At 42.5% G+C, this 26,164-nt stretch carries 27 protein-coding genes; 10 read left to right on the forward strand and 17 right to left on the reverse strand.

The features are described 5' to 3' along the window. From ACP14V_RS06800 to ACP14V_RS06845, 10 genes are all read right to left on the reverse strand, one after another. Complete coding sequence (locus ACP14V_RS06800; RefSeq protein WP_272609886.1) at positions 1–894, reverse strand: DUF4249 family protein; 894 nt, start codon at positions 892–894, stop codon at positions 1–3. Positions 895–898: 4 nt separating this feature from the next. After that, positions 899–3,307, reverse strand: a complete 2,409-nt coding sequence (locus ACP14V_RS06805; protein ID WP_272609887.1) for a TonB-dependent receptor — start codon at positions 3,305–3,307, stop codon at positions 899–901. Positions 3,308–3,460: 153 nt separating this feature from the next. Further along, positions 3,461–5,683: an NADP-dependent isocitrate dehydrogenase gene (locus ACP14V_RS06810; protein ID WP_272609888.1), complete on the reverse strand. Its 2,223-nt coding sequence runs from the start codon at positions 5,681–5,683 to the stop codon at positions 3,461–3,463. Between the two features lie 631 nt (positions 5,684–6,314). Further along, entirely contained in the window at positions 6,315–6,665 is a 351-nt protein-coding gene (gene rplS, locus ACP14V_RS06815) for a 50S ribosomal protein L19 (protein ID WP_136566221.1), read from the reverse strand. 113 nt (positions 6,666–6,778) lie between these two features. After that, positions 6,779–7,114, reverse strand: a complete 336-nt coding sequence (locus tag ACP14V_RS06820; protein WP_272609889.1) for a hypothetical protein — start codon at positions 7,112–7,114, stop codon at positions 6,779–6,781. Positions 7,115–7,119: 5 nt separating this feature from the next. Then, on the reverse strand, positions 7,120–7,794 hold the full coding sequence (gene trmD / locus ACP14V_RS06825; RefSeq protein WP_272609890.1) for a tRNA (guanosine(37)-N1)-methyltransferase TrmD: 675 nt from the start codon (positions 7,792–7,794) through the stop codon (positions 7,120–7,122). Between the two features lie 35 nt (positions 7,795–7,829). Further along, complete coding sequence (locus tag ACP14V_RS06830) at positions 7,830–8,273, reverse strand: GNAT family N-acetyltransferase (RefSeq protein WP_272609891.1); 444 nt, start codon at positions 8,271–8,273, stop codon at positions 7,830–7,832. Positions 8,274–8,313: 40 nt separating this feature from the next. Then, positions 8,314–8,919: a tRNA (guanine-N1)-methyltransferase gene (locus ACP14V_RS06835; protein WP_272609892.1), complete on the reverse strand. Its 606-nt coding sequence runs from the start codon at positions 8,917–8,919 to the stop codon at positions 8,314–8,316. Positions 8,920–9,036: 117 nt separating this feature from the next. Continuing rightward, on the reverse strand, positions 9,037–10,485 hold the full coding sequence (locus ACP14V_RS06840; protein ID WP_272609893.1) for a glyceraldehyde-3-phosphate dehydrogenase: 1,449 nt from the start codon (positions 10,483–10,485) through the stop codon (positions 9,037–9,039). A gap of 132 nt (positions 10,486–10,617) precedes the next feature. Then, on the reverse strand, positions 10,618–12,009 hold the full coding sequence (locus tag ACP14V_RS06845) for a trypsin-like peptidase domain-containing protein (RefSeq protein WP_272609894.1): 1,392 nt from the start codon (positions 12,007–12,009) through the stop codon (positions 10,618–10,620). Between the two features lie 133 nt (positions 12,010–12,142). Between ACP14V_RS06845 and dapF the strand changes: the two genes are divergently transcribed. From dapF to ACP14V_RS06865, 4 genes are all read left to right on the forward strand, one after another. After that, positions 12,143–12,919, forward strand: a complete 777-nt coding sequence (dapF, locus tag ACP14V_RS06850; protein WP_272609895.1) for a diaminopimelate epimerase — start codon at positions 12,143–12,145, stop codon at positions 12,917–12,919. After that, a complete protein-coding gene (locus tag ACP14V_RS06855; protein ID WP_272609896.1) occupies positions 12,913–13,446 on the forward strand; it encodes a GNAT family N-acetyltransferase in 534 nt (177 codons plus the stop codon). Before dapF ends, ACP14V_RS06855 begins: the two co-directional genes overlap by 7 nt. Next, positions 13,436–14,479 (forward strand): endolytic transglycosylase MltG, encoded by a 1,044-nt coding sequence (mltG, locus tag ACP14V_RS06860; protein ID WP_272609897.1) that lies wholly within the window; start codon positions 13,436–13,438, stop codon positions 14,477–14,479. Before ACP14V_RS06855 ends, mltG begins: the two co-directional genes overlap by 11 nt. A gap of 158 nt (positions 14,480–14,637) precedes the next feature. Next, the gene (locus tag ACP14V_RS06865) at positions 14,638–15,282 is read left to right on the forward strand and encodes a hypothetical protein (protein ID WP_272609898.1); all 645 of its coding nucleotides are present in this window, start codon (positions 14,638–14,640) and stop codon (positions 15,280–15,282) included. Between the two features lie 51 nt (positions 15,283–15,333). Here ACP14V_RS06865 and ACP14V_RS06870 read toward each other — a convergent pair whose 3' ends face one another. Genes ACP14V_RS06870 through dnaA form a run of 3 tightly spaced genes read right to left on the reverse strand, consistent with a single transcriptional unit; the run spans position 15,334 to position 17,960 of the window. Beyond that, the gene (locus ACP14V_RS06870; protein WP_272609899.1) at positions 15,334–16,065 is read right to left on the reverse strand and encodes an SAM-dependent methyltransferase; all 732 of its coding nucleotides are present in this window, start codon (positions 16,063–16,065) and stop codon (positions 15,334–15,336) included. 4 nt (positions 16,066–16,069) lie between these two features. After that, entirely contained in the window at positions 16,070–16,522 is a 453-nt protein-coding gene (locus tag ACP14V_RS06875; protein ID WP_272609900.1) for a low molecular weight protein-tyrosine-phosphatase, read from the reverse strand. 13 nt (positions 16,523–16,535) lie between these two features. Continuing rightward, positions 16,536–17,960 (reverse strand): chromosomal replication initiator protein DnaA, encoded by a 1,425-nt coding sequence (dnaA, locus tag ACP14V_RS06880; protein WP_136566234.1) that lies wholly within the window; start codon positions 17,958–17,960, stop codon positions 16,536–16,538. A 203-nt stretch (positions 17,961–18,163) separates the two neighbouring features. Between dnaA and ACP14V_RS06885 the strand changes: the two genes are divergently transcribed. Continuing rightward, complete coding sequence (locus ACP14V_RS06885) at positions 18,164–18,562, forward strand: acyl-CoA thioesterase (protein WP_136566235.1); 399 nt, start codon at positions 18,164–18,166, stop codon at positions 18,560–18,562. A 155-nt stretch (positions 18,563–18,717) separates the two neighbouring features. Here the strand turns inward: ACP14V_RS06885 and ACP14V_RS06890 are convergent, their stop codons facing one another. The 4 genes from ACP14V_RS06890 to ribD are packed head-to-tail and all read right to left on the reverse strand — an operon-like array spanning position 18,718 to position 21,837. Beyond that, entirely contained in the window at positions 18,718–19,326 is a 609-nt protein-coding gene (locus ACP14V_RS06890) for an IMPACT family protein (protein WP_272609901.1), read from the reverse strand. Continuing rightward, entirely contained in the window at positions 19,326–20,189 is an 864-nt protein-coding gene (locus tag ACP14V_RS06895; protein WP_272609902.1) for an EamA family transporter, read from the reverse strand. Before ACP14V_RS06895 ends, ACP14V_RS06890 begins: the two co-directional genes overlap by 1 nt. Beyond that, a complete protein-coding gene (locus ACP14V_RS06900; protein ID WP_272609903.1) occupies positions 20,190–20,792 on the reverse strand; it encodes an HAD family hydrolase in 603 nt (200 codons plus the stop codon). Further along, the gene (gene ribD / locus ACP14V_RS06905; protein ID WP_272609904.1) at positions 20,785–21,837 is read right to left on the reverse strand and encodes a bifunctional diaminohydroxyphosphoribosylaminopyrimidine deaminase/5-amino-6-(5-phosphoribosylamino)uracil reductase RibD; all 1,053 of its coding nucleotides are present in this window, start codon (positions 21,835–21,837) and stop codon (positions 20,785–20,787) included. The genes ACP14V_RS06900 and ribD overlap by 8 nt, the downstream gene beginning before the upstream one ends. A 29-nt stretch (positions 21,838–21,866) precedes the next feature. Here ribD and ACP14V_RS06910 point away from each other — a divergent pair, with 29 nt between their 5' ends. Genes ACP14V_RS06910 through ACP14V_RS06930 form a run of 5 tightly spaced genes read left to right on the forward strand, consistent with a single transcriptional unit; the run spans position 21,867 to position 26,108 of the window. Beyond that, the gene (locus tag ACP14V_RS06910) at positions 21,867–22,352 is read left to right on the forward strand and encodes a GNAT family N-acetyltransferase (protein WP_272609905.1); all 486 of its coding nucleotides are present in this window, start codon (positions 21,867–21,869) and stop codon (positions 22,350–22,352) included. Then, positions 22,352–23,230, forward strand: a complete 879-nt coding sequence (prmC, locus tag ACP14V_RS06915) for a peptide chain release factor N(5)-glutamine methyltransferase (RefSeq protein ID WP_272609906.1) — start codon at positions 22,352–22,354, stop codon at positions 23,228–23,230. Before ACP14V_RS06910 ends, prmC begins: the two co-directional genes overlap by 1 nt. Next, entirely contained in the window at positions 23,227–23,808 is a 582-nt protein-coding gene (locus ACP14V_RS06920) for a TIGR00730 family Rossman fold protein (protein WP_272609907.1), read from the forward strand. Before prmC ends, ACP14V_RS06920 begins: the two co-directional genes overlap by 4 nt. A gap of 3 nt (positions 23,809–23,811) precedes the next feature. Continuing rightward, a complete protein-coding gene (ligA, locus tag ACP14V_RS06925; RefSeq protein WP_272609908.1) occupies positions 23,812–25,815 on the forward strand; it encodes an NAD-dependent DNA ligase LigA in 2,004 nt (667 codons plus the stop codon). Further along, positions 25,812–26,108, forward strand: coding sequence for a hypothetical protein (locus ACP14V_RS06930; protein WP_136566242.1), 297 nt, complete (start codon positions 25,812–25,814; stop codon positions 26,106–26,108). The genes ligA and ACP14V_RS06930 overlap by 4 nt, the downstream gene beginning before the upstream one ends. Positions 26,109–26,164: the final 56 nt, after the last annotated feature.

Consider the following 26,164-nt stretch of genomic DNA (forward strand, 5'->3'; position numbering starts at 1 on the left):
TCACTGTATAGTGAGGTTCTCTGAAAATTCTTGCACTACGGCAAAATACCCCAAAGCATACTCATCAGGACGCTCTACATTGTCAAAAATATCGATGTTGTCCAATCCGGTGATATCAAACACATTACCACGAACGGTAGCAATAGGGGTCTGGAAAACACCACCGGTGTCTTGTGTTTGTTCAACCAGTAGATCCATATAGTTATAAAATTCCTGATCGGCCCCTAAAATACTTATAGCGATGTTTTGTCCTTCATTTACATTACCATCATAGAAATAGGAAAATTGAAATTGTTGCCCCTGAAAAAATTGGTCTTCCAAGGCTTGGAAATTTCCAAATCCAAAGTCGAAAACATAATAATTGGAAACTTCGGGGGCATCTGTGAAGGTTACGATGACTTCAATATCATCCTCATTAAAAAGGGTGTTGTCCCCTTGTTCTAAATCATCAATAGGTACAGTAGGGGCATATTCCGTTCTGGCATAATAATTTTTGTCTTTATGACTTATCTGGAGGATAAATACAACACCGGGTTCTGCAGCCGTTGTCCTAATACGCTGGTCCGATGAAAAATTTGGGTCAGGAACATAAATCCCTGTGTTTGGGGACTCTTCGGCCAGTGAGGAAAAAGCCAGCTCCGTAAATTCACCAAACTCATTTGGAATACCGTAGGCAATCACGGCACTTTCCACTTGTGTTATGGTGTTTTCCTCAAAAAAGCCCGTGGTTTCCTTCATTTCAATACGTACATCAATGAATTCCTGACTTTTATCTACACGTAAAAGTCCATTTACGATGAGTCTGGGTTCGGTTTCTGGGAGATTTACCTCAACCACATCTTCGCAGGAGAAAAACGTTAAAAATGCAAGTATGTAGTAGAATACTTTTTTCATAACGTTAGAATCTAAAGTTATAAGTTATAGACGGGATAATCCCAAAAATTGAGGTGCGAATGGCCTCATTTCTACCCGTGTCCTCATTTTCCCTAAAGTTGATGGAAGCCGCATTTTTACGACTGTACAGATTGTAAATGCTAAATACCCACTCGGATTGCACTTTTTTTCGTTGATTTCTTTTTGGGGTCAAGATGGCAGAAACATCCAACCTATGGTAGTCCGGCAATCTTTCTTTATTTCGAAGGCCATAGTAAGGAACCACCAGTCCTTCAAATTCAAATTGACCTATGGGATAATTGGTGGGTTGCCCTGTCTGGAATATGAAGTTGGCGTTAAAGCTCCAAGTGGGGCTCAGTTCATAACTGCCATACAGGGCAAGGTCGTGTCTCTTGTCGTAGGGCGTGTTGTACCATTGCCCAAGATTAATGCCTGTTTCAAGGTCGGAACGACCGGTATCAATTCCTAGGGCCCTAAGGTCTCTTCCAGGTGTGCGCTGTTCCGATTTGGACCACGTATAGGCCAACCAACCCTTTAGGCGTCCCTCATTCTTTCGAATCAGAAATTCCAAACCATAGGCACGGGCCTCTCCATTTAAAATAATCTGTTCTATGGCATTATTGGCAATTAGATTTGCGCCGTCGATATAATCTATCCTATTTTGAATTTCCTTGTAGAAAGCTTCAGTTTCAAAAGAGAAAACTCCATCCTTGATGTTCCTAAAATATCCGATGGCATATTGATCCAACAATTGTGGTTCTACAAATGGTCCGCTCGGTGTCCACACATCCAATGGGGTAGGGGAACTGGTATTGGACAATAAATGAAGATATTGGGCCAAACGGGTATAGCTTGCCTTAACGGAGCTTTTACCATCAAAATTATAGGAAGCCGATATCCGTGGTTCCAGATTGAAAAACTTTTTTAGCGTTCCACTTCTACCGGGATTGATGGTATCTATGGGTTCCGCTTCCCGATATACCAAGGAAAATGGGTCGAACAATACTGGATTGTCATTTTCGTATACATAGAATTCATCCTGTCCAAATCTGTTAAATTGACTGGCCCTTAAACCATAACCCATACTAAGATTGTCCGATATCTTATGCTCCACATCAATATAAATAGCATTCTCATTGGCATATTTTTTTGTCAACTGCTCCTCAACAATACCAGAGTCAGGGCTATTGGGGCGTATTCTTCCCGGATTGAACACATAGTAAGTGTTGTGCATACCATAATTGAGTTGAAGCTTATCGTTAACGTAGTGTTTTAGGTCGTATTTAAGGTTAAAGTTTTGAATTCCAGAATCCCAGTCAAACCCCACAAAATCAAGCTCCAAGCCATAAAAATAATCAGAATAGATCAGTGACAAATTGGAGAAAAGTTTGTCTGAAAATAAATGGTTCCATCTAAAATTTCCCACTGCATTGCCATAGGTGTTCACAAAATTATCGTTGATGCTAAAAAGGTCCCTTCCAAAATAACCGGATAGGAAAATACTGTTTCGGTCATTTATTTTATGGTTGATTTTGGTATTCAGGTCATAGAAATAGGCTTTATTGTCCACATCGAACAGGGGAAGAAATAGATGGGCGTATGACGCTCTTCCGCCAACTAAAAAAGCGGTTCGGTCTTTGGTGATGGGACCTTCGAGTAGCAATCTGCTGGCCACGGCACCAATTCCTCCGTTAACCTTAAAGTCTTTGCTGTTGCCTTCCTTTTGAAAAATCTCCAGTACCGATGAGACCCTACCCCCATATCTGGCTGGTATACCTCCTTTAAAAAGTTTGACATCTTTGATGGCATCGGGATTAAAGACTGAAAAGAAACCAAACAGGTGGGATGAATTGAACACAGTGGCTTCATCCAATAGGATGAGGTTTTGGTCCGCCGCCCCGCCTCTGACATTGAATCCGGACGAAGCTTCACCAGCATTGGTGACCCCGGGTAAAAGGATGAGGGACTTGATTACATCGGCTTCACCAAGTACCACGGGTATTTGCTTAATGGTTCTTACGGCCAAGGTGTTTACACTCATTTGGGGTTTTCGGATATCCAGACGTTCCGCATTGTCTGTAACCACCACCTCTTCCAACTCTTCTGCGGCTTCCAGAAGGTTGAAATCTTTCTTTATATTTCTATCAAGACGTATGGTTTCCCTGATGTCCTGAAATCCTAGATAACTCAAAACCAATTCGTAGTCTCCTTGAGGCAAGGTAATGGAGTAAAAACCATATTCATTGGTGGTGACTCCTGTTTTTAAGGATGGAATGGCTATGGTGACCCCTATTAGTGTTTCATTGCTGTTGGCTTCCGATACGGTACCGCTCAAGGTGAATTTTTGTTGCGCTTGCAGAAAACCAAGTTGAAGCAACAATGTAAACAGGAGAAAAAAGTACTGTTTGGACATTCAATGGGTTTTACTAAAAGTACACATTTATCCGAGACGGCAAAAATAGAATGTACTATCTCTCAACCTATTAAACCTATACCAAAAACAGAAAGGGTGCAAAACCAAATTGGATTGGTTTGCACCCTTGTGTAGATGAATTTCAATATGTTGCTACGCGATACCTTCTAAAATGGTATTAAGCGTGTTGCTAGGGCGCATGGCCTTTGATGCCAATTCTGGGTTTGGCAAGTAATATCCACCAATATTTACACTAGTACCTTGGGCGTCTATCAATTCTTGGGCAATCTTTTCTTCGTTGGAAGACATGGTATCGAATACTTTGCTGAAAACCGATTTCAGTTCAGTATCTTCATTTTGGTTTGCCAACGCCTCTGCCCAATACAATGCCAAATAAAAATGGCTTCCACGGGTATCCAATTCGTTTACTTTTCGGGAAGGGGATTTGTCGTTGTCCAAGAATTTTTCAGTGGCTTTATCCAATGCATCTGCCAATACCTTGGCTTTGGAGTTGTTGTTTTTCTCACCGTAATGTTCCAAAGAAACGCCAAGGGCCAAGAATTCGCCCAAGGAATCCCATCGCAAGTGACCTTCTTCCAAAAACTGTTCAACGTGTTTGGGAGCAGAACCACCGGCACCGGTCTCAAATAGTCCACCACCGTTCATCAAAGGAACAATGGAGAGCATTTTGGCACTGGTACCCACTTCCAGAATGGGGAAGAGGTCGGTAAGGTAGTCCCGTAGCACATTTCCGGTCACGGAGATGGTATCTTCACCATTTTTGATGCGTTCCAAAGTAAATTTGGTAGCTTCAAGAGGGGATAGGATTCGGATATCCAAACCTTGCGTATCGTGATTTTTTAGGTAAAGGTTGACTTTTTTGATGAGTTCGGCATCATGGGACCTGTCTTTGTCCAACCAAAAAACGGCAGGCGTGTTGGTTGCCTTGGCTCGGGTTACGGCCAATTTCACCCAATCCTGGACAGGAGCATCTTTTACTTGGCACATTCTCCAGATATCGCCCGCTTCAACCTTGTGCTCGATTAAGGTTTTTCCTGTTGAGGCATCCACCACCTTTACACTTCCATTTTTCGGAATCTCAAAAGTTTTGTCGTGGGAGCCATATTCCTCTGCTTTTTGCGCCATAAGTCCAACATTGGGGACCGTTCCCATTGTTGTGGGATCAAAAGCGCCATGTTCCTTGCAAAAATCAATGGTAGCTTGATAAATCCCTGAATAACTGCTATCAGGGATGATGGCCTTGGTGTCTTGGAGTTTTCCGTCCTTGTCCCACATCTTCCCGGAGTTCCTGATCATAGCGGGCATGGAAGCATCGATGATTACGTCACTGGGCACATGAAGGTTGGTAATTCCTTTATCGGAATTCACCATGGCCAAATCAGGACCGTTTTCTATGCTGGCCGCAATGGCTTGCTCAATTTCTTTATGTTGGTCATCTGGAAGCTCGGACAATTTGTCCAAAAGAGTTTCCAAACCATCATTTGGGTTGATACCCATTTTTTTGAATGTATCCCCGTATTTTGAAAACAGATCTGCAAAATATACTTCAAGGGCATGGCCAAAGATGATAGGGTCGGAGACCTTCATCATGGTTGCCTTGAAGTGCAATGAAAGTAGAAGGTTGTTTTTTCGGGCATCGGCTATCTCATGGGTCAAGAACTCCACCAATGCATTTTTGCTCAACACGGTCGCATCAATGACTTCTTCTTTTTGAAGGGTGACTTTATCTTTCAGTACGGTTGTGTTTCCTTCCGTGTCCAGTAGTTCAATGCGAACATCACCGGCATGATCCATGGTGAGCGATTTTTCATTGGCTTTGAAATCGCCATGGGTCATGGAAGCTACATGGGTTTTGGAATTGGAAGACCATTCCCCCATGCTGTGCGGATTTTTTTTTGCGTAATTTTTTACGGCCTTGGGAGCTCTTCTGTCCGAATTTCCTTCTCGTAATACAGGGTTTACGGCACTTCCCTTAATCTTGTCATACCTTGCCTTAATGCTTTTTTCTTCGTCATTTTTGGGCTCATCGGGGTAATTGGGTAGGTTGAACCCCTTTCCTTGTAGTTCTTCGATAGCTTCCTTAAGCTGAGGAATTGAAGCACTGATATTGGGCAGTTTAATGATATTGGCCTCGGGCGTTTTAGCCAAATCCCCCAAAATGGTCAAATCATCTGAAACTTGTTGGTCCTTGTTCAGGAATTCTGGAAAAGCAGCAGCTATCCTACCTGCCAGAGAAATATCTTTGGTTTCAATAGTGACATCTGCAGTTTCGGTAAAGGCTTTTACAATGGGTAAGAAAGAAAGGGTTGCTAAGGCTGGAGCCTCGTCGGTCTTGGTATAATAAATTTTGGCCATTTAAATGTATTTGTTTGAGCGGTGCAAATATACGACATATGAATGGTGATGAATATACCGAATAAAGTAAAAAGGGTACAAAAATGGAGGGGAATGTGAAAAAACAAAAGCCATATCTATGTGCGAACATTGATATGGCTTTCTGAAAAGTACTTACAGCATTGTTCTGTGTTGCTACAAAACCACAAATCCTAAGACCTGTTCCTGTTTTCCTTTTAACGTTTGCTTTGCTTCCTGTCCTTAATTTTTCAACCAAACAACTTTCAGCAAAGTGTACCGATAGTTTCCTAAATTCTATCAAAATGGAAAATTGCTCTTCCATTCGCACATAAAATTCATCATTTCTCCTCAAGCAGCCTGAGCCTTACCTTGTCTTGAAATTCCTTTTGTGATCAGTAGTGTTACTAATTAAAAAGGGAAACCACAGCTTTTAAAGAACGTCAACTTTAAAATAGAAATACGAAACTGATGGTATCATTTTCATTATTTCTTCTGCTAAGATAGGATTAAGCGGCAGATATCCAAATTTTATAACCAATTAAAAATCAACAATATATAAACTACTGTTATTAACAATTGTTCATAAAAAAAGCACCTTGAAAAGGTGCTTTTTATTTGCGTTGGGGTTTTGTTATCCCCTAATCTCTTTGATACGGGCTTTTTTCCCGGTAAGACCTCTAAAGTAGAAGATTCTAGATCTACGAACTTTACCTTTCTTGTTCACTTCAATACGTTGCAAGGCAGGCATATTGATAGGGAAAATTCTTTCTACTCCCACAGTACCAGACATCTTTCTGATGGTGAAGGTTTCAGTGGCACCACTTCCTCTTCTCTGGATTACAACTCCTTTGAAGAACTGGATACGGGTTTTTTCACCTTCCTTGATTTCGTAGTATACCGTGATGGTATCTCCAGAAGAAAATTTTGGGAAATCTTTTTTTGGAACAAATTCGTCTTCAACAAATTTCACTAAGGATTCCATGATATTTTTTTTAAGTGTTTTTCAAAATCAACTTTCACGGATTTCGTCAGAGGTTGAATTTGAGATTGCAAAAGTAATGCAATATTTAGAATTGGCAAGCGGTTTTTTGTACTTTAAACATTTTCTTGACCCAATCTTTTCTTTTTTACTTGATTCATGGCGAACAGAATCAGTCCAATGGCAAAAAGGCCGTAGGGAAGAGGCCCTACCACCGACATTATTTTATTGGCTTGTAATAGTGAATCAACCCCATTTTTTGCTGCAAGGAAGTTCCAAAGGTATCCGCCCAATGAAAACACAATGGATAAGATTTGGCCAGTGAGCATTAAAATGGTCGCGGTGTTTCTTTGCTTTAGCACCAAGATGATACAGGCAATCAGAACAATCAGTTGTATCAAGCCATAGAATAGTCCACCTACGGCGAAATAAAGGGAATCGTTGTTTTCCATGTAAATTATTTTAGTAGATCAGGTCTTCTTTGGTTGGTGCGTTCCAAGGCTTGTTCTTCCCTCCATTTCTCAATTTTTGGAAAGTCACCACTCAATAAGATTTCGGGAACCTTTTGCCCTTTATACTCGGCGGGCCTTGTATAAACTGGAGGAGCCAATAAGTTGTCTTGAAAAGTGTCGGTAAGTGCGGAGGTCTCGTCGTTGAGAACTCCTGGAAGCAGTCGGATAACAGCATCGCACACAATGGCAGCGGCCAATTCCCCGCCCGAGAGAACATAATCACCCACGGAGATTTCTCGCGTAACAAACATATCACGTACTCGCTGGTCTACGCCTTTATAGTGTCCGCACAGAATTATTAGGTTCTTCTTTAATGAAATCTCGTTTGCCATGCCTTGGTTCAATGTATTTCCATCAGGAGTCATGTAAATTATTTCGTCATAATCCCGTTCGCTCTTTAGTTTGGAAATGCACTTGTCAATCGGTTCTACCATAAGAACCATACCTGCACCACCACCAAACTGGTAATCATCAACCTGTCTATATTTACCTGTGGTGTATTCCCTTAGATTGTGCAAATGAACCTCTACAAGGTTTTTTTCAATGGCTCTTTTTAATATGGAAGCCTCAAAGGGGCTTTTTAGGAGTTCTGGTAAAACGGTGATGATATCTATCCTCATGGGTTAAGGCAATAGGGTCAAAAATAACGGTTGATCTACTTGGGGTTTGCCCAAAAATAACGAAAGAATGCGGTTTCTTTTTTCCAGTTCAGGCGTTCATACAATTTTTGGGCCGGGTTGTCCACGGCGGTCTCCAATGCAAGTCCTTTGTACTCCATTTGTTGACAATGCTGCTTTGCTTGTTGTAACAGTGCTTCGCCAACTCCTTGTTTCCGATATTCGGGGGAGACATACAAGTCGTTAAGAATGTAAAAAGGACGCATGGAAACTGAAGAAAAGGTTTTGTACAATTGTGTAAAACCAATGGGGGTTTCATTATCCATCGCCAAGAAAACGACATTGTCCCCATTTGAAAAACGTTCCTCAAGAAAGGTTTTGGCCGCTTTTAGGTTTGAGGGCTGTCCATAGAATACCCTATATGCATCAAAAAGTGGTATGATAAGTTTCAGGTCAGCGGATGTAGCCTTTTTTAGGGTCATGAAGTTCGTTAAAAAGGCTTCCCTTGAGGAAGCCTTATTGTTACTTTTTCTGTTTGTTCAATTCGTCCTGTAATTGACGGCTTATTTTTTGCTCGCGTTCCAAGGCCCGCCTTCTGTGCTCTTCATATTCTTTTTCTAAATCGGCTAGTGCAGATTTAGCCTGATGTGTCAAGAAATTGCTGTTTCTGAATCGGTATATGAAAAAGAGCAGGAACAGTAAAAGAGCAAAAATGATGGACCATAAAATAAAATTGTAGGTCCCTTTGCTAATCAACGCGCCAAAAAAGGAAATGCTGTCCTTTTCTTCGGTAACGGTATTTAGTTTATTGGTGGTATCCTGCAATTTAGAATTAAGGTCTTCTATTTGGGCCTCGTTACCGGTAATGGTGGCAGAAAGATCTTTTATGGTCTTGCTTGAGGTATTTATGGAATCGAAAATATTGTTTTTGACCTCATACAGATCGGATAGTTTAATGACCTCATACCTGATGCCATTGGCTCTGTAATTACCTGATTTCCGTTCCAGTTCTTCAAATTGCCCGATCAAGGTATTGTTTTCATCTGGGGAAGAATCCTCTTCTTGGGCAAAAATTGCAGAAAAGGAAGTCAGTAGGGCTAGGGTCAATACAACTGTTAAATGCTTCATGGTCAATAGTATTCTCGTATTAAATTTAGATTAAGGGTAGGGCGAAATTACACCAATAAACCAAAAATCAAAAGAAAAACCTTATCACTCCAGTTGAGGCACTTCCAATCCAGACCACTAATAATACGTATAACGCCTAACCTTGGCTATGTATTTTGCCAATCGAATGACCTGATGCGAATAACCATATTCATTGTCATACCATATATAAAGCACCAAGCTTTTACCATCGCCGGATACCAAAGTGGCCTTGCTATCGTATATGGAGGGAGCTGAAGTTCCCACAATATCGGAAGACACCAATTCATTGCTGAGGGAGTATTTTATTTGTTCTACCAAATCCCCTTCCAAGGCATATTTCTTTAATATGGTGTTTACACCTTCTATGGAAGTCTTGTTTTTCACTTCCAGATGCAAAACCACAAGAGAACCATTGGGAACTGGTACACGAATGGCATTGGAGGTCAGCTTCCCTTTCAAGGATGGCAGAGCCTTGGCTACTGCTGCTCCTGCACCAGTCTCTGTGATGACCATGTTCAAGGCGGCAGCGCGACCCCTACGGTACTTTTTGTGCATGTTGTCCACCAAATTTTGGTCATTGGTGTACGCATGTATGGTCTCCAAATGCCCTTTTTTAATCCCTAGGGAATCCTCTATAACCTTTAATATTGGTGTAATGGCATTAGTGGTGCAAGAGGCTGCAGAGTAGATTTTAGTCTTGTCTGGATCAAACTCTTTGTGGTTTACCCCATGTACAATGTTTGGGACTTCTTTTCCGGGAGCGGTTAGTAATACCCTGCTAGCACCTTTGGATTCCAAATGTCTGGACAATGCTTCCTTATCCCTGAACGCCCCAGTGTTATCAATGACCAAAGCGCTTATTATACCGTATTTGGTATAGTCGATGTCTTCGGGCTTTTCGGCACTGATGAATTTTACGGTAGTGCCATTAATGATTAGAGCGTTGTTTTTTGGATCTATATCCACGGTGCCCATAAACTGACCGTGAACAGAGTCGGTTCGGAGCAATGCCGCCCTTTTCTCGAGAACTTCCGCATTTAGTTCACCGCGAACAACAATGGCCCTGAGCCTTAATTGACTACCTCTTCCGGTTTTTGCCATAAGTTCCCTGGCTACTAGTCTTCCAATTCTTCCAAACCCATAGAGAACTACGTCTTTAGGTTTTATTTCCTTGGAGAATTGAGCATCCTTGAGCTTATCCAGTACAAAAGATTTTACATTGAGATGGTTGTTTTCATCTGAATGATATTCGTAGGTAAGCTTGCCAATGTCCAATTTTGCCGGCGGTAAATTGATATCGTTTATGGCCCTCAAAATTTCGACCGAATCAAAAATGGAAATCGGTTTCTGGACAAACTCCCCAGCATATTCATGCAAGTTGATGATGTCACTGACATTTTTATCGATGACTTGATTTTTAAAGAGAACCACTTCAATGGCTTTATCATACCATAGGTCGCTAATGATCTTTATGAATTCCGTGGTCGCTTTTCTTCGGTCTGCCTGAAAGGCAAGTTCCTTTTCGTAGGACTTGATGTCGCTCATAGATTATTTGATACGTTTGCTTAGTTAGCTATTTTTGACAAAATTAGATATTTCAAACGTTTTCGTAAAAGAATTTCGATATAAAAAAAGCACCTTGGTAGAGGTGCTTTCTTAGTGAGTATTTCAATGTTTTTATTGGAGGATCATATGTTCTTTTTCCCCTTTTTCATTGATCATGGTAAAGCTGGTGCGGCCATACCTTGAGATTTCCCCGAAATGACGTTTGGCATCTTCAATGTTGTCAACTTCATTGCCATCAACTTCTGTGATAACTTTATTTTGAAGACCATATCTTCCATAGGCTTGGGGAACATCTATAATCTTGACACCCTTGGATACTCCAAATTTCTTTTTGTCTTCTTTGGATAGGTTTTTAACGGTAAATCCGGTCATGGGCAAAATAATGCTGGATTGTTTTTTTAGGGTAACTCTTTTGGAGACACTCTTTCCATCGCGATCTACAACCACTTGGACTACATCACCAGGTCTTTTGGAAGATAGATATCCGGATAATTCTGAAAACTTATGGACTGCAATGTTGTCCACTTGCTTAATAATATCCCCTTCTTGAAGGCCGGCCTCTGCAGCGCCAGATTCTTCTGTTACTTTGGAGACATACACTCCATCAGAAATACTAAGCCCTCTTTCTTCTGCAAGGGCAGAGGTTAGGTCACCTCCTTGGATACCCAACAATCCTTTTTGAACGTTGCCAAATTCCATGATATCCTCAACTACTTTTTTGGCTATGTTACTGGGAACAGCAAATGCGTAGCCTACATACGAACCGGTTTGAGAGGTAATGGCAGTATTGATTCCAATTAAATCACCATTGGTATTGACCAGGGCACCACCACTGTTGCCAGGGTTTACAGCTGCATCGGTCTGGATAAAGGATTGGTTTCTGCCCAAAGACCTTGCCTTGGCACTTACAATTCCAGCCGTAACAGTTGAGGTAAGGTTAAAAGGGTTGCCAACGGCCAGTACCCATTCCCCGATCTTGGCATTGTCTGAATCTCCAAACGCCAAATAAGGTAGGGGTTCTTCAGCATCGATTTTTAAAAGTGCAATGTCGGAATCGGCATCGGAACCGATCACTTCTGCATCATAAGTTTTATTGTTGTTTAGGTTCACCTGCAATTGACTGGCATTGGCAATTACATGGTTGTTGGTGACAATGTAGCCATCGGGAGAGATGATCACGCCCGACCCAGAACCGATCTGCGGGGTTTGTTGGCGTTCAAAACCATAAAAGAAATCCGATAGACTGCTCGGGCCTTTGCTCAAGGTCAAGTTTTTCACGTGCACAACAGAGTTTACCGTTTTCTCCGCAGCCAAGGTGAAATCCACTTCATTGATTCCAGCCCCCAATGCCGATGTTGGCAGGTTGCTTGTGCTCAATACGGGTATGGCTTCCTGGGAAGCAGACCAGTTGAGATTGTCTTTCTCAAAAAATAATTTGTACGCTCCGAGGGTAATTGCCCCTGCAAATAAGGATACCAGAAATAAACTAGCTATTCTCTTCATAATCATTACTAATTTAACATTTAGCTCTAACAAAATTAAAAGAATTCAATTTTTGGCTTTATCGGTTTAACTCGTTTTTAACTACAAAAAAACTCTTAAAGAATGCCCTATATTTGTTCCTTTGTAGGGAATTATGAGGTTACAGTTTTATAAATACCAAGGAACGGGAAACGATTTTGTGATCATCGACAATCGTCAGGAGCTATTTCCCAAAAACGACTCCAAGCTTGTGGCGCACTTGTGCGACCGACGGTTTGGGATAGGTGCGGATGGACTTATTCTTTTGGAGAATGATGCAAATTCGGATTTTAAGATGGTGTATTTCAATGCAGATGGGGCCGAGGGCAGCATGTGTGGGAATGGAGGTAGATGTTTGGTGGCGTTCGCCCATTTTTTAGGCGTAATTGGCAATGAGACCACTTTCAATGCTGTGGATGGGTTGCACCATGCTACCATAGACGGAGACATGGTGAAGCTAAAGATGGTGGATGTTGATGAGGTTCGCGAAAAGCCCAACTACAGTTTTTTGGATACAGGTTCTCCACACCATGTTCAACTCGTGCAAAATCTGGAGCATTTTAATGTCTCTAAGGAAGGAGCTAAGCTCCGATACGGAATCTATGGAAAATCTGGAAGCAACATCAACTTTGTGGAGCAATCAGGGAATGATGCCTTTCAGGTGAGAACCTACGAGAGAGGTGTTGAAAACGAAACGCTCTCTTGTGGAACAGGGGTCACCGCAGTGGCCATTGCCATGCACCAATCTGGGAAAACCGCATCCAAGGTCGTAAAGGTGCAAACCCCAGGGGGCAAGCTTACCATAAGTTTTGAGCGACAAGACGATATCTATACGAACGTCTTTTTGCAAGGACCGGCCGTACAAGTATATAAAGGTGAGATAGTATGTTAAGCTTACAAGGAGTGCAAATATATCTAAGAGCCTTGGAGCCAACGGATTTGGATTTTCTATATCAGTTAGAGAACGATACTTCCATTTGGGAAATCAGTGGTACCATAAAACCCTATTCAAAAAAAGTGCTTCGGCTGTATTTGGAGAATGCCCACAGGGATATTTATGAGGTAAAGCAATTACGATTGTGCATCTGCAACAAGGAGGACCAGTGTATTGGACTTATCGACGTGTTCGATTTTGACCCGAAGAACCGAAGGGCGGGAATAGGTATTGTAATTGCCAACCCTGAAAACCGGAATAAAGGCTTGGGGGCAGAAGCTCTTGAATTGTTGTGTGATTATACCTTTTCTGTTTTAGACCTTCATCAATTGTATGCCAATATTCTGGAGGAAAATACCAGCAGTATCCATTTGTTTGAAAAGTTGGGGTTTGAAAGAATAGGAGTGAAAAAGGAATGGATTCGGACCAATACGGGATTCAAAAATGAGATAATGTTTCAAAAGATAAGAAAGGATGTACCTTAAAAAGATACTTTGGACAGTGGCCTTGCTCGGACTTTTGGTATGCGGCTTTGTTGTTTATCAAATTTATAATGCCATTTTTAGCCCAAATACACAGTTCAATAATAATGAAGCCTTTGTATATATCGCTTCAGACGACACTTTCACGGATGTAAAAACGAGTCTGGAACCTTTATTGAAGGACTTGTCCACTTTTGAGGCCGTTGCCAAAAGAAAAGGCTATGTGACCAATATTAAGGCGGGAAAGTACGCCTTGAAAAAGGGGATGAACAACAACGAAATCATCAATACCCTTCGTAGCGCCAATATTCCGGTTAGGGTGTCCTTCAACAACCAGGAATCTTTGGAGTCTTTGGCGGGTCGCATATCGGAACAGTTGGAGGCGGATAGCATATCGCTTTTGCATGCGTTCAATGATGCGGATTTCCTTCGCGAAACCAATTTTGATGAAGACAGTAAGTTGGGTATGTACCTTCCCAATACCTATGAATTCTTTTGGAACACCAAGGCAGAAGGTTTTCGTGACAGGATGCTGAAGGAATATCAATCATTTTGGAACGAAGAGCGCCTAGAAAAGGCCAAAGAACAGAACCTTACACCGGAACAGGTTATTGCCTTGGCCGCAGTGGTGCAAAAAGAAACAGCCAAAGTGGATGAACGCCGTAGGGTGGCGGGGGTCTATCTCAACCGAATCCGAAAAGGAATCTTGTTGCAGGCCGATCCCACGGTGATTTTTGCCATTAAAAAGGAAACAGGGAATTATGACACCATTATAAAAAGAGTACTGTATCGTGATTTGGAGATGGATTCCCCATACAATACCTACAAATATGCCGGGGTTCCACCGGGTCCCATTACCATGCCCGATATTTCATCCATAGAAGCGGTTCTCAATCCAGAAAAACACGAATATCTTTATTTTGTGGCCGATGTTTCCAATTTTGGATATCACATGTTCGCCAAAACTTTAGCGCAGCACAACCGAAATAAGGTGCAGTATACCCAGTGGTTAAATGAGCAAAAAGTACTCAGGTAACACGGTTCGTCGTTAATTTTCAGCTCTTTAACGTATTTTAAGCCTCTTTTAAGAAAATCTTAGGAGCTTTACTACTGTTAAAAAAAAGTCTCCCCCTATATTTGCCGGCCAAATTTAATTTCAACGCTTTTGGTGTTGGAGACTTAAATAGCAACGTTATGAAAAGATGGATAGGTTTTATATTACATCTTGCCATGATTGTAATTTTAACAAGTTTTGGTACGTATACCGTTATGAAAAAAGTGAATCACGAGATACCGGATTCGCTTCAGGTTACGGCCAACTTAGAGCAATCAGTTCAGTTGGATTCCATTGCGGATTCTGAAATTGATGTGATGACCCCTCCTTTTTTGGGAAAGGCCTATAATGGCTTTAAGGATGCCCTTGCATTCAAGGAATCCCAAGGAAAATATCATGTAGTGAACACTTTAGGGTATTTGGGTAAATATCAGTTTGGGGGAAGCACCCTAAATTTGATGGGCGTCTACGATATGGACGGTTTCTTAAATGACCCGGTGCTTCAAGAAAAAGTTTTTGATATTAACATCGCCCGTAATAAATGGATATTGCGTAGGGATATCAAACGCTTTAACGGAAAAAGAATTGGGGGAATCAAGATTACCGAGTCAGGTATTTTGGCAGCGGCCCACTTAGCTGGAGCTGGAAATGTGAAGAAATACCTTCGGTCATATGGTCAGGATGATGTGGCTGATGCCTTCGGAAGTAGTATCTCTTACTATATAAGGAAGTTTGCAGGGTACGATGTTTCCATCATTCCGCAGAAAAAAAATCCAAAGATTTAATACGGTAAGATAAAATACAATCAACCCCGGAATTGTTGTTCTGGGGTTTTTTTATGCCTGAATAATATATATGGTTGGGCGTTTGTCCAAATCTACTTCTTGTTCGCCCCACTCATGTGCACTTTTGGCCTGGATGAACTCTGAGGGAAGCGTAATGTCACAGGCAATACACAAACGCGTATTCTTGTGCAGGGTCCGCACCAATTCCTTGACCAACTTGTTGTTGCGATAAGGGGTTTCCATAAAAATCTGTGATTGACCTTTTTCCCTTGACAGACGTTCTAGATTTTTTATCATGCTCTTTCGCTCGTTGTTGTCTATGGGAAGGTACCCATTGAAGGCGAAATTCTGCCCATTCATTCCGCTGGACATCATGGCCATTAAAATGGAGGACGGCCCTACTAAAGGAACGACCTGGATTCTTCTTTCGTGGGCTATCCGTACCACATCGGCACCAGGGTCTGCAATACCTGGACAGCCTGCTTCAGACAATAGCCCAATATTAAAACCATGAATGCAGGGATCTAAATAGGATGGGATAACAGAGGGATCGGTATACTTGTTCAGGGACTCTATGTGTAAATTAGGTTGCGATTTGCCTGGGCTCACCTTTTTGATGAAATGCCGAGCGGTTTTCTCATTCTCAACAATATAGTGATCTATGTTTTCAATGGTTCGCTTAATGGAAATGGGCAGCACTTCGAGTGGAGCATTGTCCCCAAGTGTTGTGGGGATCAAATACACCTTGCCCATGACCAACCCCGGTTTAACCTCTTGTTCCATAGGTTTAATTTAGTTTTTTTGCTATAGCTTCACAAGTTATGTCGATCATTTGATATACATCTTCAAAACCGCTTTCCCCTCCATAATAGGGGTCGGGCACCTCTTTAATACCTAAATTGACCTCATCCAAAAGCAATTTTACCTTGCTCATTTCTTCTGTAGTTTTGGCCAGGTTGATTACATTTGAAAGGTTGCTTCGGTCCATCACATAGATCCAATCAAACTCTTTGAAATCCATCTGTGAAAATTGCCTGCACTTTTGGGAGCCAATGTCCAATCCATATTTCTTTGCCACTGCAACTGATCTAGAGTCAGGAGCATTGCCTATATGGTAACCGGCAGTTCCGGCGGAATCGACAAACACCTTGTCAGAATCTACCTTGGATTTTAAAATGCCTTCGGCCAATGGTGATCTGCAAATATTGCCCAGACAGACCATCAACACCTTGGTTTTCATTATGTAATTGAGGTTAAGAGAACTTTTTGTTCAAGTCTTCGATATACTTTCGGAACTGTTTATCGGTTTCAGCAAGATTATCCACGGTTTTACAGGCATGCAATACAGTGGCATGATCTCTTTTTCCAATTTGTGAACCGATACTGGCCAAAGAGGCCTTGGTGAACTTTTTGGCAAAGAACATGGCTAATTGTCTAGCTTGTACAATATGCCGTTTTCTGGTTTTGGATTGAAGCGTGGCCACATCCATTTCAAAATAATCGGACACCACTTTTTGGATGTAGTCTATGGAAACCTCGCGCTTGGTATTCTTTACGAACTTCTCCACAACCTGCTGGGCCAGTTCCAAGGTCACTTCACGCTTGTTGAATGAGGATTGTGCTATCAGCGAAATAATGGCGCCTTCCAACTCGCGAATATTGGTCTTGATGTTCTTGGCTACATGATCAATGATTTCATCGGGCATTTCAACACCGTCACGATACAGTTTGTTCTTTAAAATGGAAACACGGGTTTCGTAATCAGGACTTTGCAATTCGGCAGAAAGTCCCCATTTGAAACGGGATAGCAATCGCTGTTCAATATCTTGCATATCAACAGGTGCCTTATCCGAAGTTAGGATAACCTGCTTTCCGTTTTGGTGCAAGTGGTTAAAAATATGGAAGAACACGTCTTGTGTTCCAGATTTACCAGAGAGAAACTGTACGTCATCAATAATGAGGATGTCAATCAATTGATAAAAATGGATAAAATCGTTACGGGTGTTCTTTTTAACCGATTCAATATATTGTTGGGTGAACTTCTCCGCAGATATATAGAGTACCGTTTTTTCAGGATACTTGTCTTTTATTTCCACCCCGATGGCATGCGCCAAGTGGGTTTTTCCCAAACCAACGCCACCAAAGACCAAAAGAGGGTTAAAAGAGGTTCCACCCGGTTTATTGGCCACGGCCATTCCGGCAGATCTAGCCAAACGGTTGGAATCCCCCTCCAAGAAATTGTCAAAATTGTAGTTGGGATTTAATTGGGATTCTATTTTTATGTTCCGTATCCCAGGAATAACAAATGGGTTTTTCAGCTCGGGACTTTTAGAGGTAATGGGCACGTCCAATTCCTGGGGTGCAACAGCGGTACGGTTGGAACTTGGAATCTGTTCGGTGAACGGTTCTTTGTTCCCGTACTTGTTCTCCATTTTAATAATGTAGATCAATTTTGCGTTACTGCCCAATTCACGAGTTAAAGCCACTTTTAAAAGCTTAACATAATGCTCTTCCAGCCACTCGTAAAAAAACTTGCTGGGAACCTGTATGCTAAGTGCTTTTTCGGTGAGCTTAATAGGTTTGATGGGTTCAAACCAAGTTTTGAATGCCTGCGGTTGGATATTATCTTCGATAAAAGCCAAACAGTTGTTCCATACGGAATTAGCAGTAACACTCATGAAGTTTTTCCTCGTTTTTTGTTGGTTAGTAATAACACTTTTAGATGTAACATCTAGGGGTATTTAGATGCCCAATGGATGCGACAAATATGTGAACAAATCTTTAAAAAAAAAAATGAAATGCACATTGAATAATTTGTTTTTTTTTCGCATGTTACCCTAATGTTAACCAAGTCTCTAATATATAATTTTTCATTTAAAATATGGGGTTAAATTCGCATTCTTTTCGGGTACGTTATGGAGAAACTGACCAAATGGGTGTGGTTTACCATGGCAACTATGCCCAATACTTGGAAATGGGTAGGGTGGAATGGCTAAGGGACCTTGGGGTTACTTACCGAAGCATGGAAGAGAACGGTGTTATGCTACCCGTAATTTCTTTGCAGATAGACTACAAAAAATCTGCGCTTTACGATGATTTGATCACGGTGGAGACTTCCTTGACAAAAACGCCTCTGGTAAAAATTGAGTTCGACTATAAAATTTATAATGAGGACAGGGAACTTTTGGCCACGGCCCATACCGTCTTGGCGTTTATGGATAAAAAGACCAACCGCCCCATGAAATGTCCGGAATACATTTTGGAAAAGCTGGAAAGATAATATTTCCGTTAAAGCAAAGTCAGCTTATATAGGTATAGGGTTAAGCACATTTTCTGTAGCTTCTGTAAAAAAGTACCGCAAATTAACCTGAACTTGAGTCAGGACTTGCACTTATGCTTGAGTTTGAACTTAGGTTTGAGCTTGGTCACGGTTCTTCATTCCATTTTCTTAACACGAACATGCTGCATCTCTTCAAAAAACAATAGAGTCTGTTCTGCCTCGCTTTCCCGAACTGAAATGACCAGTCTGCAATCTATCTCCATTTTTTGGGAAACAATTTCCAGATTTCGTTGTTTAATGCCTCGCATCACCTTGTCCATTTCGGGGTAATCAAACTGCAATTGAAATTGGGCCGTTAGTATTTTTTCAATGATTTTGGCATCTTCCAGTGCCATTTGCGCGGCAGCACGGTAAGCTTGGATCAGGCCACCTACGCCCAACTTGGTTCCTCCAAAAATACGTGTCACCGTTATCAATACATTGGTCACTCCAAAAGACTGTATTTGGCCGTAAATGGGCATTCCGGCAGAGTTGTTGGGCTCACCATCATCATTGGCGCGATAGGTATGTTCCTTTTCCCCTAATTGCCATGCGTAACAAACGTGGTTGGCAGTATGGTGTTTTTTGCGAAGTTTTTCTACAATGGGTTTTACCTCATCTTCGGATTGAATAGGGAAGGCCTGTGCAAAAAATTTACTTTTCCGGTCTTTGAATAGAAGCTCTGTTGTGGGCTGCGCTATGGTTTTAAAGGTGTCTTCCTGCATTAAAACAAAGCTACAAGGATTATGCTTACCACGGCCAAGGCCACACCGCTCCAATTTTTTAGACTAAGCCTTTCCTTGAACATCAGTATCCCCACAAGGGTCGAAAACATGACGATGGCCACATTGTTCAGCGTAAACAGTGCGGCACTTTCCAGCATATCGGAGCGCAGGGCTCGAATCAAAAAGAAAATGGAAAAGTAATTGGGAACGCCCAATGCTATCCCACCCAACACATTTTTTAGGTTGATGCGCAATGGGTTTTTAAAGGCCTTGAAGCCAATAAAAATAAATCCTGTTAAGGCGGCGCACCCGAATACCATGGAAGAGAAGAGAGGGATTTCTTGGGAAGTGAGATGTTGCTCTTCAAAATATTTAATGCTGGTGTCGATAACCCCAGAACCCAAGAAAACCAAGGTGGGCAATATCAGGTCCTTTTTATGGATGGTAATGTGCTGCTCCTTTAATGAAGCCAGATAAACGGCCACCAGGGCCAGCAATATTCCAATGATCTGCCATGCGGACAGATGCTCTTGATAGAACAGTACCCCAAACAGTACCGGAATGACCAGTGACATTTTGGTGGCCACAGAAGCCACAGATACCCCTGCAACCTGCGCGGTTTTGGCCATCAGATTAAAAATGGTGATGAAAAGTACTCCCAGAAAAATTGGGCCCAAAAACCATGAAGATTCAACAGCGTCACCCATTTTCACGGGACCTTCATAAACGAAGAGTCCAACAATGCAGGCCACCACATAGTTGACAATGATGGCATACAGGGTTTGGATTTTGTAAACATCAAATAGTTTAAAGACCACAAATATTAGGGTGGAACTCAGAATGCTCAAGGCTAGGTCCATCATTTACAGATAACGTTTAAGTTGGGTGATGTCTTCTTGGCCTACCAAAAGGTTCCAAGTGTGAATGCCGAGCTCGGCCGCCGCATCTGTGTTCTCTTTGGTGTCGTCAACAAACAAGGTTTCGGATGGGGTTAAGTCGTTTTGCTCCAATACGAATTCAAATATCTCTGCGTCAGGTTTGCTCATACCCATTTCATAGGAGAGGTAGAACACCTCAAAAGCATTCTTGAACCGGTTGAACTTTTCCATTCCCAATTGCCGTTTCACACATTCAATATGTAAGTCATTGGTATTGCTCAACAGGAAAAGCCGGTGTTGGTTTTCTTCGGCCAGCTGTTCAAGAAAGGTAAGTCGCTCATCGGGAAAATCCTGTAAAATGGCATTCCATGCATAGATTAAATCGTGTTCTTTGGCGTCTGGGAAATACCCTGAGACTTGTTCAAGGAATTTCTGGGAATCCAAAGCTCCTTTTTCATAAGCCAAGAAGAGCAAGCTCAATTCCGGAGTAATGCCCGAAAAACCAAACTTGATCATCTCCCGTGCTATTGCTGGCTTGTCCAAGTTGATGAACACATCCCCAAAATCGAGTATAATATTTTTAATCATTGGTAAAAACGGATAAGGTATCGGTTAAAATAGATTGCTCGCTTACAAGATGTCCATAGAGTTTTGGCGCAGGAAGTCCACTTCCAAAAAAAGTTTCTCCTTTGAAGACCCGTGCCTCGTCCCATAAGTTTTCTTTGATAAAGGTTTGAAGGGTACGTGAACCACCTTCAATGATGATGCTGGTTATGGAATGTTGATACAGTACATGGCATATTTGGGCGGCAATCGCCTTGGAAAAGTCAATGATTTCATAAACAATACCTTCGGAATAGCGGGATGCATCTTTGACTTGGGTCAGGACTAGGGTCTTTACAGTTTTGTCCAAGACGTGAAAAGTGGCGCCAATTCTCAAATCCCTGTCCAAAACCACCCTCACCGGGTTTTTTCCGTTCCAATCACGGGTGGTTAGCTTTGGATTGTCCATCAATACGGTTTGGGTCCCCACCAAAATGGCCTGCTCTTGGCTTCGCCATTGGTGCACCATTTGTTTGGAATAGGGGTTGGTGATCCAAAACGGTTCCGGGGTGCTCTTCCTTAATTTTGGATCTGGGGCTATAAAACCATCTTGGGTTTCTGCCCACTTCAATATAATATAGGGACGCTTTTTCTCTTGAAAGGTCAAAAAGCGCTTAAGGTGACTGCGACATTCTTCTTCTAAAACCCCAACGGTGACCTTGCACCCGGCTTCTCTCAGTTTTTGGATGCCTTTTCCGGCCACCTTGTCATGGGGGTCTTTGATTCCGATGACCACCTCGGGAATACCATGTTGAACAATCAAATCGGCACAGGGAGGTGTTTTTCCATAATGGGAGCAGGGCTCCAAGAGAACATACAGTGTAGCTTTGGGAAGAAGGCTTTTGTCCATTACTGAGTTGATGGCATTCACCTCGGCATGAGGACCTCCATAAGGGCTGGTGTATCCCTCACCAATAATTTTTCCATCATGGGTGATAACACAACCCACCATAGGGTTCGGTGCTGTGCTGCCCAGTCCTTTTTTGCCCAGTTCAATGCATCTGAGGATGTATTTTTGGTGTATCTTCACCCAACAAAAATAGAACAATAAAACACAATATGAAGGATGCGGTAATCCGTGAGATTACTCCGGAAGATAACGCTCAGGTTGCCCAAGTAGTTCGCAAGGTTTTGGAGGATATGGGGGTGCCCAAAGTGGGTACTGCGTATGCCGATAAGGCTTTGGATGATATGTATGCCGCCTATGATGTGCCCAGGGCTACCTACTTTGTTGTGGAGTATGATGGCCACATCATTGGTTGTGCAGGAATTGCGCTTTTGGAGAACTACGATGGAAATGTGTGCGAACTTCAAAAAATGTACTTTTTGGAAGAGGCTAGGGGGAAGGGACTAGGCGTGCAGATGATCAACGTATGCCTGGATAAGGCCAAGATGTATGGTTTTGAGGCATGCTATTTGGAAACCATGCCCTATATGGAATCGGCCCAAAAACTTTACCAACGCAGCGGTTTCGAGTATATTGATGCCCCTATGGGCAATACAGGGCATTATTCTTGCCCGGTCTGGATGCTAAAAAAACTGTAATGCTGCTCCAAGAAATCAAGACCATTTTTCATAAGGAATTGGATGGTATTTATCCCAAAGAGGAAGTGGATGCATTCTTCTACCGATGTATAGAACATTATCTGGGATTGGAGCGCTTTGTTCTGGTTGTTCGACCCAAGACTACGGTGGCCAAGGAAGAAGAACAGCCCCTGTTTGAAGCTTTGACACAACTGAAGCAAGAACGACCCCTGCAGTATATTTTGGGCACGACCCATTTCATGGACATGGAGTTTGCCGTCAATGAAGATGTTCTCATTCCCCGACCCGAAACCGAAGAATTGGTGCAATGGATTATGGATGATGTGGAAAATCAGAAATCAGAAATCGAACATCGGACATCAGAAATAAGAATCCTGGATATCGGAACAGGAACCGGTTGTATTGCCATTTCACTTGCCAAAAATATTCCCAATGCAAAGGTCTATGCTTTGGATATTTCAGAGAGGGCCCTCAATGTAGCAAAGAAGAATGCCAAAGCCAACACCGTGGAGATTATCTTTTTAAAACACAGCATTCTTAATTTTGAACTTGAACTTGAACTTGAATTTGATATCATCGTTTCCAATCCACCTTATGTCAGGGAGTTGGAAAAAAAGGAGATAAAGAAAAACGTAGTCGACCACGAACCGCATTTGGCACTATTTGTTTCGGATGAAGACCCTTTGCTGTTTTATAGGGCCATTGCCCATTTTGCCAATAGAAACCTGAGCAAAAATGGAGGTTTGTACTTGGAAATCAATCAATATTTGGGAGCAGAGAGCCAGTCCCTTTTGAAAGCCCATAATTTTTCGGAAATTGAACTCCGAAAAGACATCTTTGGCAATGATAGGATGATCAAGGCGAATCCCAATCCATGAAAAGTATTTCAGTTTTTTGCGGTAGCAGTAACGGTAATGATACGGCCATTGTCCGTGAGTCGTATGCATTGGGTACATTATTGGCCCATGAAAATATCACCCTGGTGTATGGTGGTGCCAAAGTAGGCCTGATGGGACAGGTGGCCAACGGGGCATTGGACCATCATGGACAGGTTATTGGGGTGATTCCCGATTTCCTACGTTCCAAGGAAATTTTCCATGATAGGATTACCGAATTGATTGTGGTGGACAGCATGCAGGAACGGAAAATGAAAATGCACGAACTTTCCGAAGGCACTATTGCCCTGCCCGGTGGATTTGGTACCCTTGAAGAATTGTTCGAGATGGTAACCTGGGGACAATTGGGCCTGCACACCAAGCCTATCGGGATTTTAAATATCAATGGATATTATGACAAACTGTTGGAATTTCTGGATGGCATGGTGGTCGCAGGACTATTGAAACAAGAAAATAGGGATATGCTTTTGGTGGATACAACTTCAGAAGGACTTCTGGGCCAAATGAGATCGTACCAACCAATGGCAACCCCAAAATGGATTAAAAAAGATCAGATATAGCAGATGAGCAGCATCGAACAAAAAATAACATCCCTTCGGGAAGAACTCCGGGAGCATAATTACAAATATTACGTGTTGGACCAACCTTCCATTTCGGATTTTGAGTTTGATATGAAACTCAAGGAACTCCAAAAACTGGAAGAACAACATCCCGAATTCCATGACCCAACATCACCATCATTGCGGGTTGGGGGAGCGGTGACCAAGAACTTTGAGACCGTGGTGCATGAACATCGGATGTATTCGTTGGACAATTCGTATTCCAAGGAAGATTTGGAGGATTGGGAAAAACGCATCCAACGTATTTTGGGTGATGTACAGGTAGAATTCACCTGTGAGCTGAAATATGATGGCGCTTCCATAAGCCTTACCTATGAAGATGGGCAATTAGTGCGGGCGGTTACCCGTGGCGATGGCTTTCAAGGTGATGAGGTAACCACCAACATCAAGACCATCAAATCGGTTCCTTTACAATTAAAAGGGGACTACCCTCAAAAATTTGACATCCGCGGCGAGATCATTCTCACTCTCGAAGGTTTCGCCAAGATGAACCAAGAACGTATCGAAGCGGGTGAAGACCCCTACATGAACCCAAGGAACACAGCATCGGGAAGCCTTAAACTGCAAGACAGTGCCTTGGTGGCCCAGCGTCCTTTGGAGTGTCTGTTGTATAGCATTACTGGAAATAATTTGGGCATCAAGACCCAATTTGAAGTGCTGGAAAAAGCAAGGCAATGGGGGTTTAAGGTGCCCACCGTGGCCAAGTTGTGCAAGTCCACTCAAGAGGTAATGGAGTTTGTGGATTATTGGGACACCCATCGTCATAGCCTGCCCTACGAAACCGATGGGGTGGTGATAAAGGTGAACGGCATCCAACATCAAGAAGAATTGGGGTATACGGCAAAGTCCCCCCGGTGGGCTATGGCCTATAAATTTAAGGCGGAACAGGTATCCACCGTACTCAATGAAATCACCTACCAAGTAGGGCGCACCGGAGCCATTACCCCAGTGGCCAATCTGGAACCTGTATTGTTGGCTGGTACAACGGTAAAACGGGCTTCCCTGCACAATGCGGACCAGATTGCCAAGCTGGATGTGCGCGAAGGGGACACCGTTTTTGTGGAAAAAGGAGGGGAAATCATCCCCAAGATTATTGCGGTGGATTTTACGAAGCGTTCTACCGACTCAAAACCTACAGAATATATTACCCATTGCCCAGAATGTGGCACGGAACTCATTCGGAAAGAAGGGGAGGCCCAGCACTTCTGTCCCAATGACACGGGTTGTCCTCCCCAGATTACAGGTCGAATACAACATTTTATATCCCGAAAGGCTATGGATATTGAAGGCATGGGCAGCGAAACGGTGGAATTGTTGTTCAAGGAAGGACTGATTGCCAATTATGCTGATTTATACACCCTGACCAAGGAACAGGTGATGCCTTTGGAAAGAATGGCGGAAAAATCTGCTGAAAATTTGGTCAATGGTGTGGCGGCATCAAAAAGCATCCCTTTTGAAAGGGTTTTGTTTGCTTTGGGAATTAGATATGTTGGGGAGACCGTTGCCAAAAAATTGGCCAAGGCCTATAAAAACATCGATGCGTTGATGGTGGCCACCCAAGAGGAATTGATCGCTGTAGATGAGATAGGGGAGCGGATTGCTGAAAGTGTGATTCGTTTTTTTGCAGATTCCTCCAATGTGGAACTTGTAGACCGTTTGAAATCTTATGGATTACAGTTCTCACTATCTGAAGAACAATTGGAAAATCAAACCGACAAATTGAAGGGGCAAACTTTTGTAGTGTCCGGCGTTTTTGAAAGCATCAGTCGGGACGACCTCAAGAAACTCATTGAGGACAATGGGGGCAAGGTGGCCTCATCCATTTCATCCAAGACCAGTTTTGTAGTGGCGGGCGACAATATGGGCCCCAGCAAGAAAACCAAGGCGGAGAGTTTGGGCGTGCCCATCATTTCGGAACAGGAGTTTATGGAAAAAGTGAGTGCATGATCCCTGAAAACTTCCCATCATTTCAAAAAACTTTGGAAGAAGCCAAACCTTCATCGGCATGGCCCTTACCCCTTCAGGCTTTGTGGTATGATGCCCGTGGCGACTGGGAGGCTTCACATGATATTGCCCAGGACCTACATACCCCTATGGGCAGTTGGATCCATGCGTACCTGCATAGAAAGGAAGGAGATGACTGGAATGCTAAATACTGGTACAGTCAAGCAGGTAAGTCTTTTCCCAACTATGGTTTGGAGGAAGAACTTAAACTTTTGGTGGAGACCAATCTTCAATGAAAAATGCCGGCATTTAGCCGGCATTTCCATATTACTTTGACAAGTATCACTTTGTG

Origin of the sequence: Flagellimonas alvinocaridis (assembly GCF_965248585.1) — a bacterium.
GTDB lineage: Bacteria > Bacteroidota > Bacteroidia > Flavobacteriales > Flavobacteriaceae > Flagellimonas > Flagellimonas alvinocaridis.

What these genes read in the sequence shown, in the direction of transcription:
- mltG (WP_272609897.1), top strand. Translation starts at nt 13,436, where the DNA reads ATGTACCTTAAAAAGATACTTTGGACAGTGGCCTTGCTCGGACTTTTG.
- ACP14V_RS06875 (WP_272609900.1), bottom strand. Translation starts at nt 16,522, where the DNA reads ATGAAAACCAAGGTGTTGATGGTCTGTCTGGGCAATATTTGCAGATCA.
- ACP14V_RS06835 (WP_272609892.1), bottom strand. Translation starts at nt 8,919, where the DNA reads ATGAAGCATTTAACAGTTGTATTGACCCTAGCCCTACTGACTTCCTTT.
- dnaA (WP_136566234.1), bottom strand. Translation starts at nt 17,960, where the DNA reads ATGAGTGTTACTGCTAATTCCGTATGGAACAACTGTTTGGCTTTTATC.
- ACP14V_RS06895 (WP_272609902.1), bottom strand. Translation starts at nt 20,189, where the DNA reads ATGATGGACCTAGCCTTGAGCATTCTGAGTTCCACCCTAATATTTGTG.
- ligA (WP_272609908.1), top strand. Translation starts at nt 23,812, where the DNA reads ATGAGCAGCATCGAACAAAAAATAACATCCCTTCGGGAAGAACTCCGG.
- ACP14V_RS06930 (WP_136566242.1), top strand. Translation starts at nt 25,812, where the DNA reads ATGATCCCTGAAAACTTCCCATCATTTCAAAAAACTTTGGAAGAAGCC.
- ACP14V_RS06845 (WP_272609894.1), bottom strand. Translation starts at nt 12,009, where the DNA reads ATGAAGAGAATAGCTAGTTTATTTCTGGTATCCTTATTTGCAGGGGCA.
- ACP14V_RS06855 (WP_272609896.1), top strand. Translation starts at nt 12,913, where the DNA reads ATGTTAAGCTTACAAGGAGTGCAAATATATCTAAGAGCCTTGGAGCCA.
- ACP14V_RS06910 (WP_272609905.1), top strand. Translation starts at nt 21,867, where the DNA reads ATGAAGGATGCGGTAATCCGTGAGATTACTCCGGAAGATAACGCTCAG.
- ACP14V_RS06885 (WP_136566235.1), top strand. Translation starts at nt 18,164, where the DNA reads ATGGGGTTAAATTCGCATTCTTTTCGGGTACGTTATGGAGAAACTGAC.
- dapF (WP_272609895.1), top strand. Translation starts at nt 12,143, where the DNA reads ATGAGGTTACAGTTTTATAAATACCAAGGAACGGGAAACGATTTTGTG.
- ACP14V_RS06870 (WP_272609899.1), bottom strand. Translation starts at nt 16,065, where the DNA reads ATGGAACAAGAGGTTAAACCGGGGTTGGTCATGGGCAAGGTGTATTTG.
- ACP14V_RS06800 (WP_272609886.1), bottom strand. Translation starts at nt 894, where the DNA reads ATGAAAAAAGTATTCTACTACATACTTGCATTTTTAACGTTTTTCTCC.
- ACP14V_RS06900 (WP_272609903.1), bottom strand. Translation starts at nt 20,792, where the DNA reads ATGATTAAAAATATTATACTCGATTTTGGGGATGTGTTCATCAACTTG.
- ACP14V_RS06920 (WP_272609907.1), top strand. Translation starts at nt 23,227, where the DNA reads ATGAAAAGTATTTCAGTTTTTTGCGGTAGCAGTAACGGTAATGATACG.
- ACP14V_RS06830 (WP_272609891.1), bottom strand. Translation starts at nt 8,273, where the DNA reads ATGACCCTAAAAAAGGCTACATCCGCTGACCTGAAACTTATCATACCA.
- ACP14V_RS06810 (WP_272609888.1), bottom strand. Translation starts at nt 5,683, where the DNA reads ATGGCCAAAATTTATTATACCAAGACCGACGAGGCTCCAGCCTTAGCA.
- ACP14V_RS06865 (WP_272609898.1), top strand. Translation starts at nt 14,638, where the DNA reads ATGAAAAGATGGATAGGTTTTATATTACATCTTGCCATGATTGTAATT.
- prmC (WP_272609906.1), top strand. Translation starts at nt 22,352, where the DNA reads ATGCTGCTCCAAGAAATCAAGACCATTTTTCATAAGGAATTGGATGGT.
- ACP14V_RS06820 (WP_272609889.1), bottom strand. Translation starts at nt 7,114, where the DNA reads ATGGAAAACAACGATTCCCTTTATTTCGCCGTAGGTGGACTATTCTAT.
- ACP14V_RS06890 (WP_272609901.1), bottom strand. Translation starts at nt 19,326, where the DNA reads ATGCAGGAAGACACCTTTAAAACCATAGCGCAGCCCACAACAGAGCTT.
- ACP14V_RS06840 (WP_272609893.1), bottom strand. Translation starts at nt 10,485, where the DNA reads ATGAGCGACATCAAGTCCTACGAAAAGGAACTTGCCTTTCAGGCAGAC.
- rplS (WP_136566221.1), bottom strand. Translation starts at nt 6,665, where the DNA reads ATGGAATCCTTAGTGAAATTTGTTGAAGACGAATTTGTTCCAAAAAAA.
- ACP14V_RS06805 (WP_272609887.1), bottom strand. Translation starts at nt 3,307, where the DNA reads ATGTCCAAACAGTACTTTTTTCTCCTGTTTACATTGTTGCTTCAACTT.
- trmD (WP_272609890.1), bottom strand. Translation starts at nt 7,794, where the DNA reads ATGAGGATAGATATCATCACCGTTTTACCAGAACTCCTAAAAAGCCCC.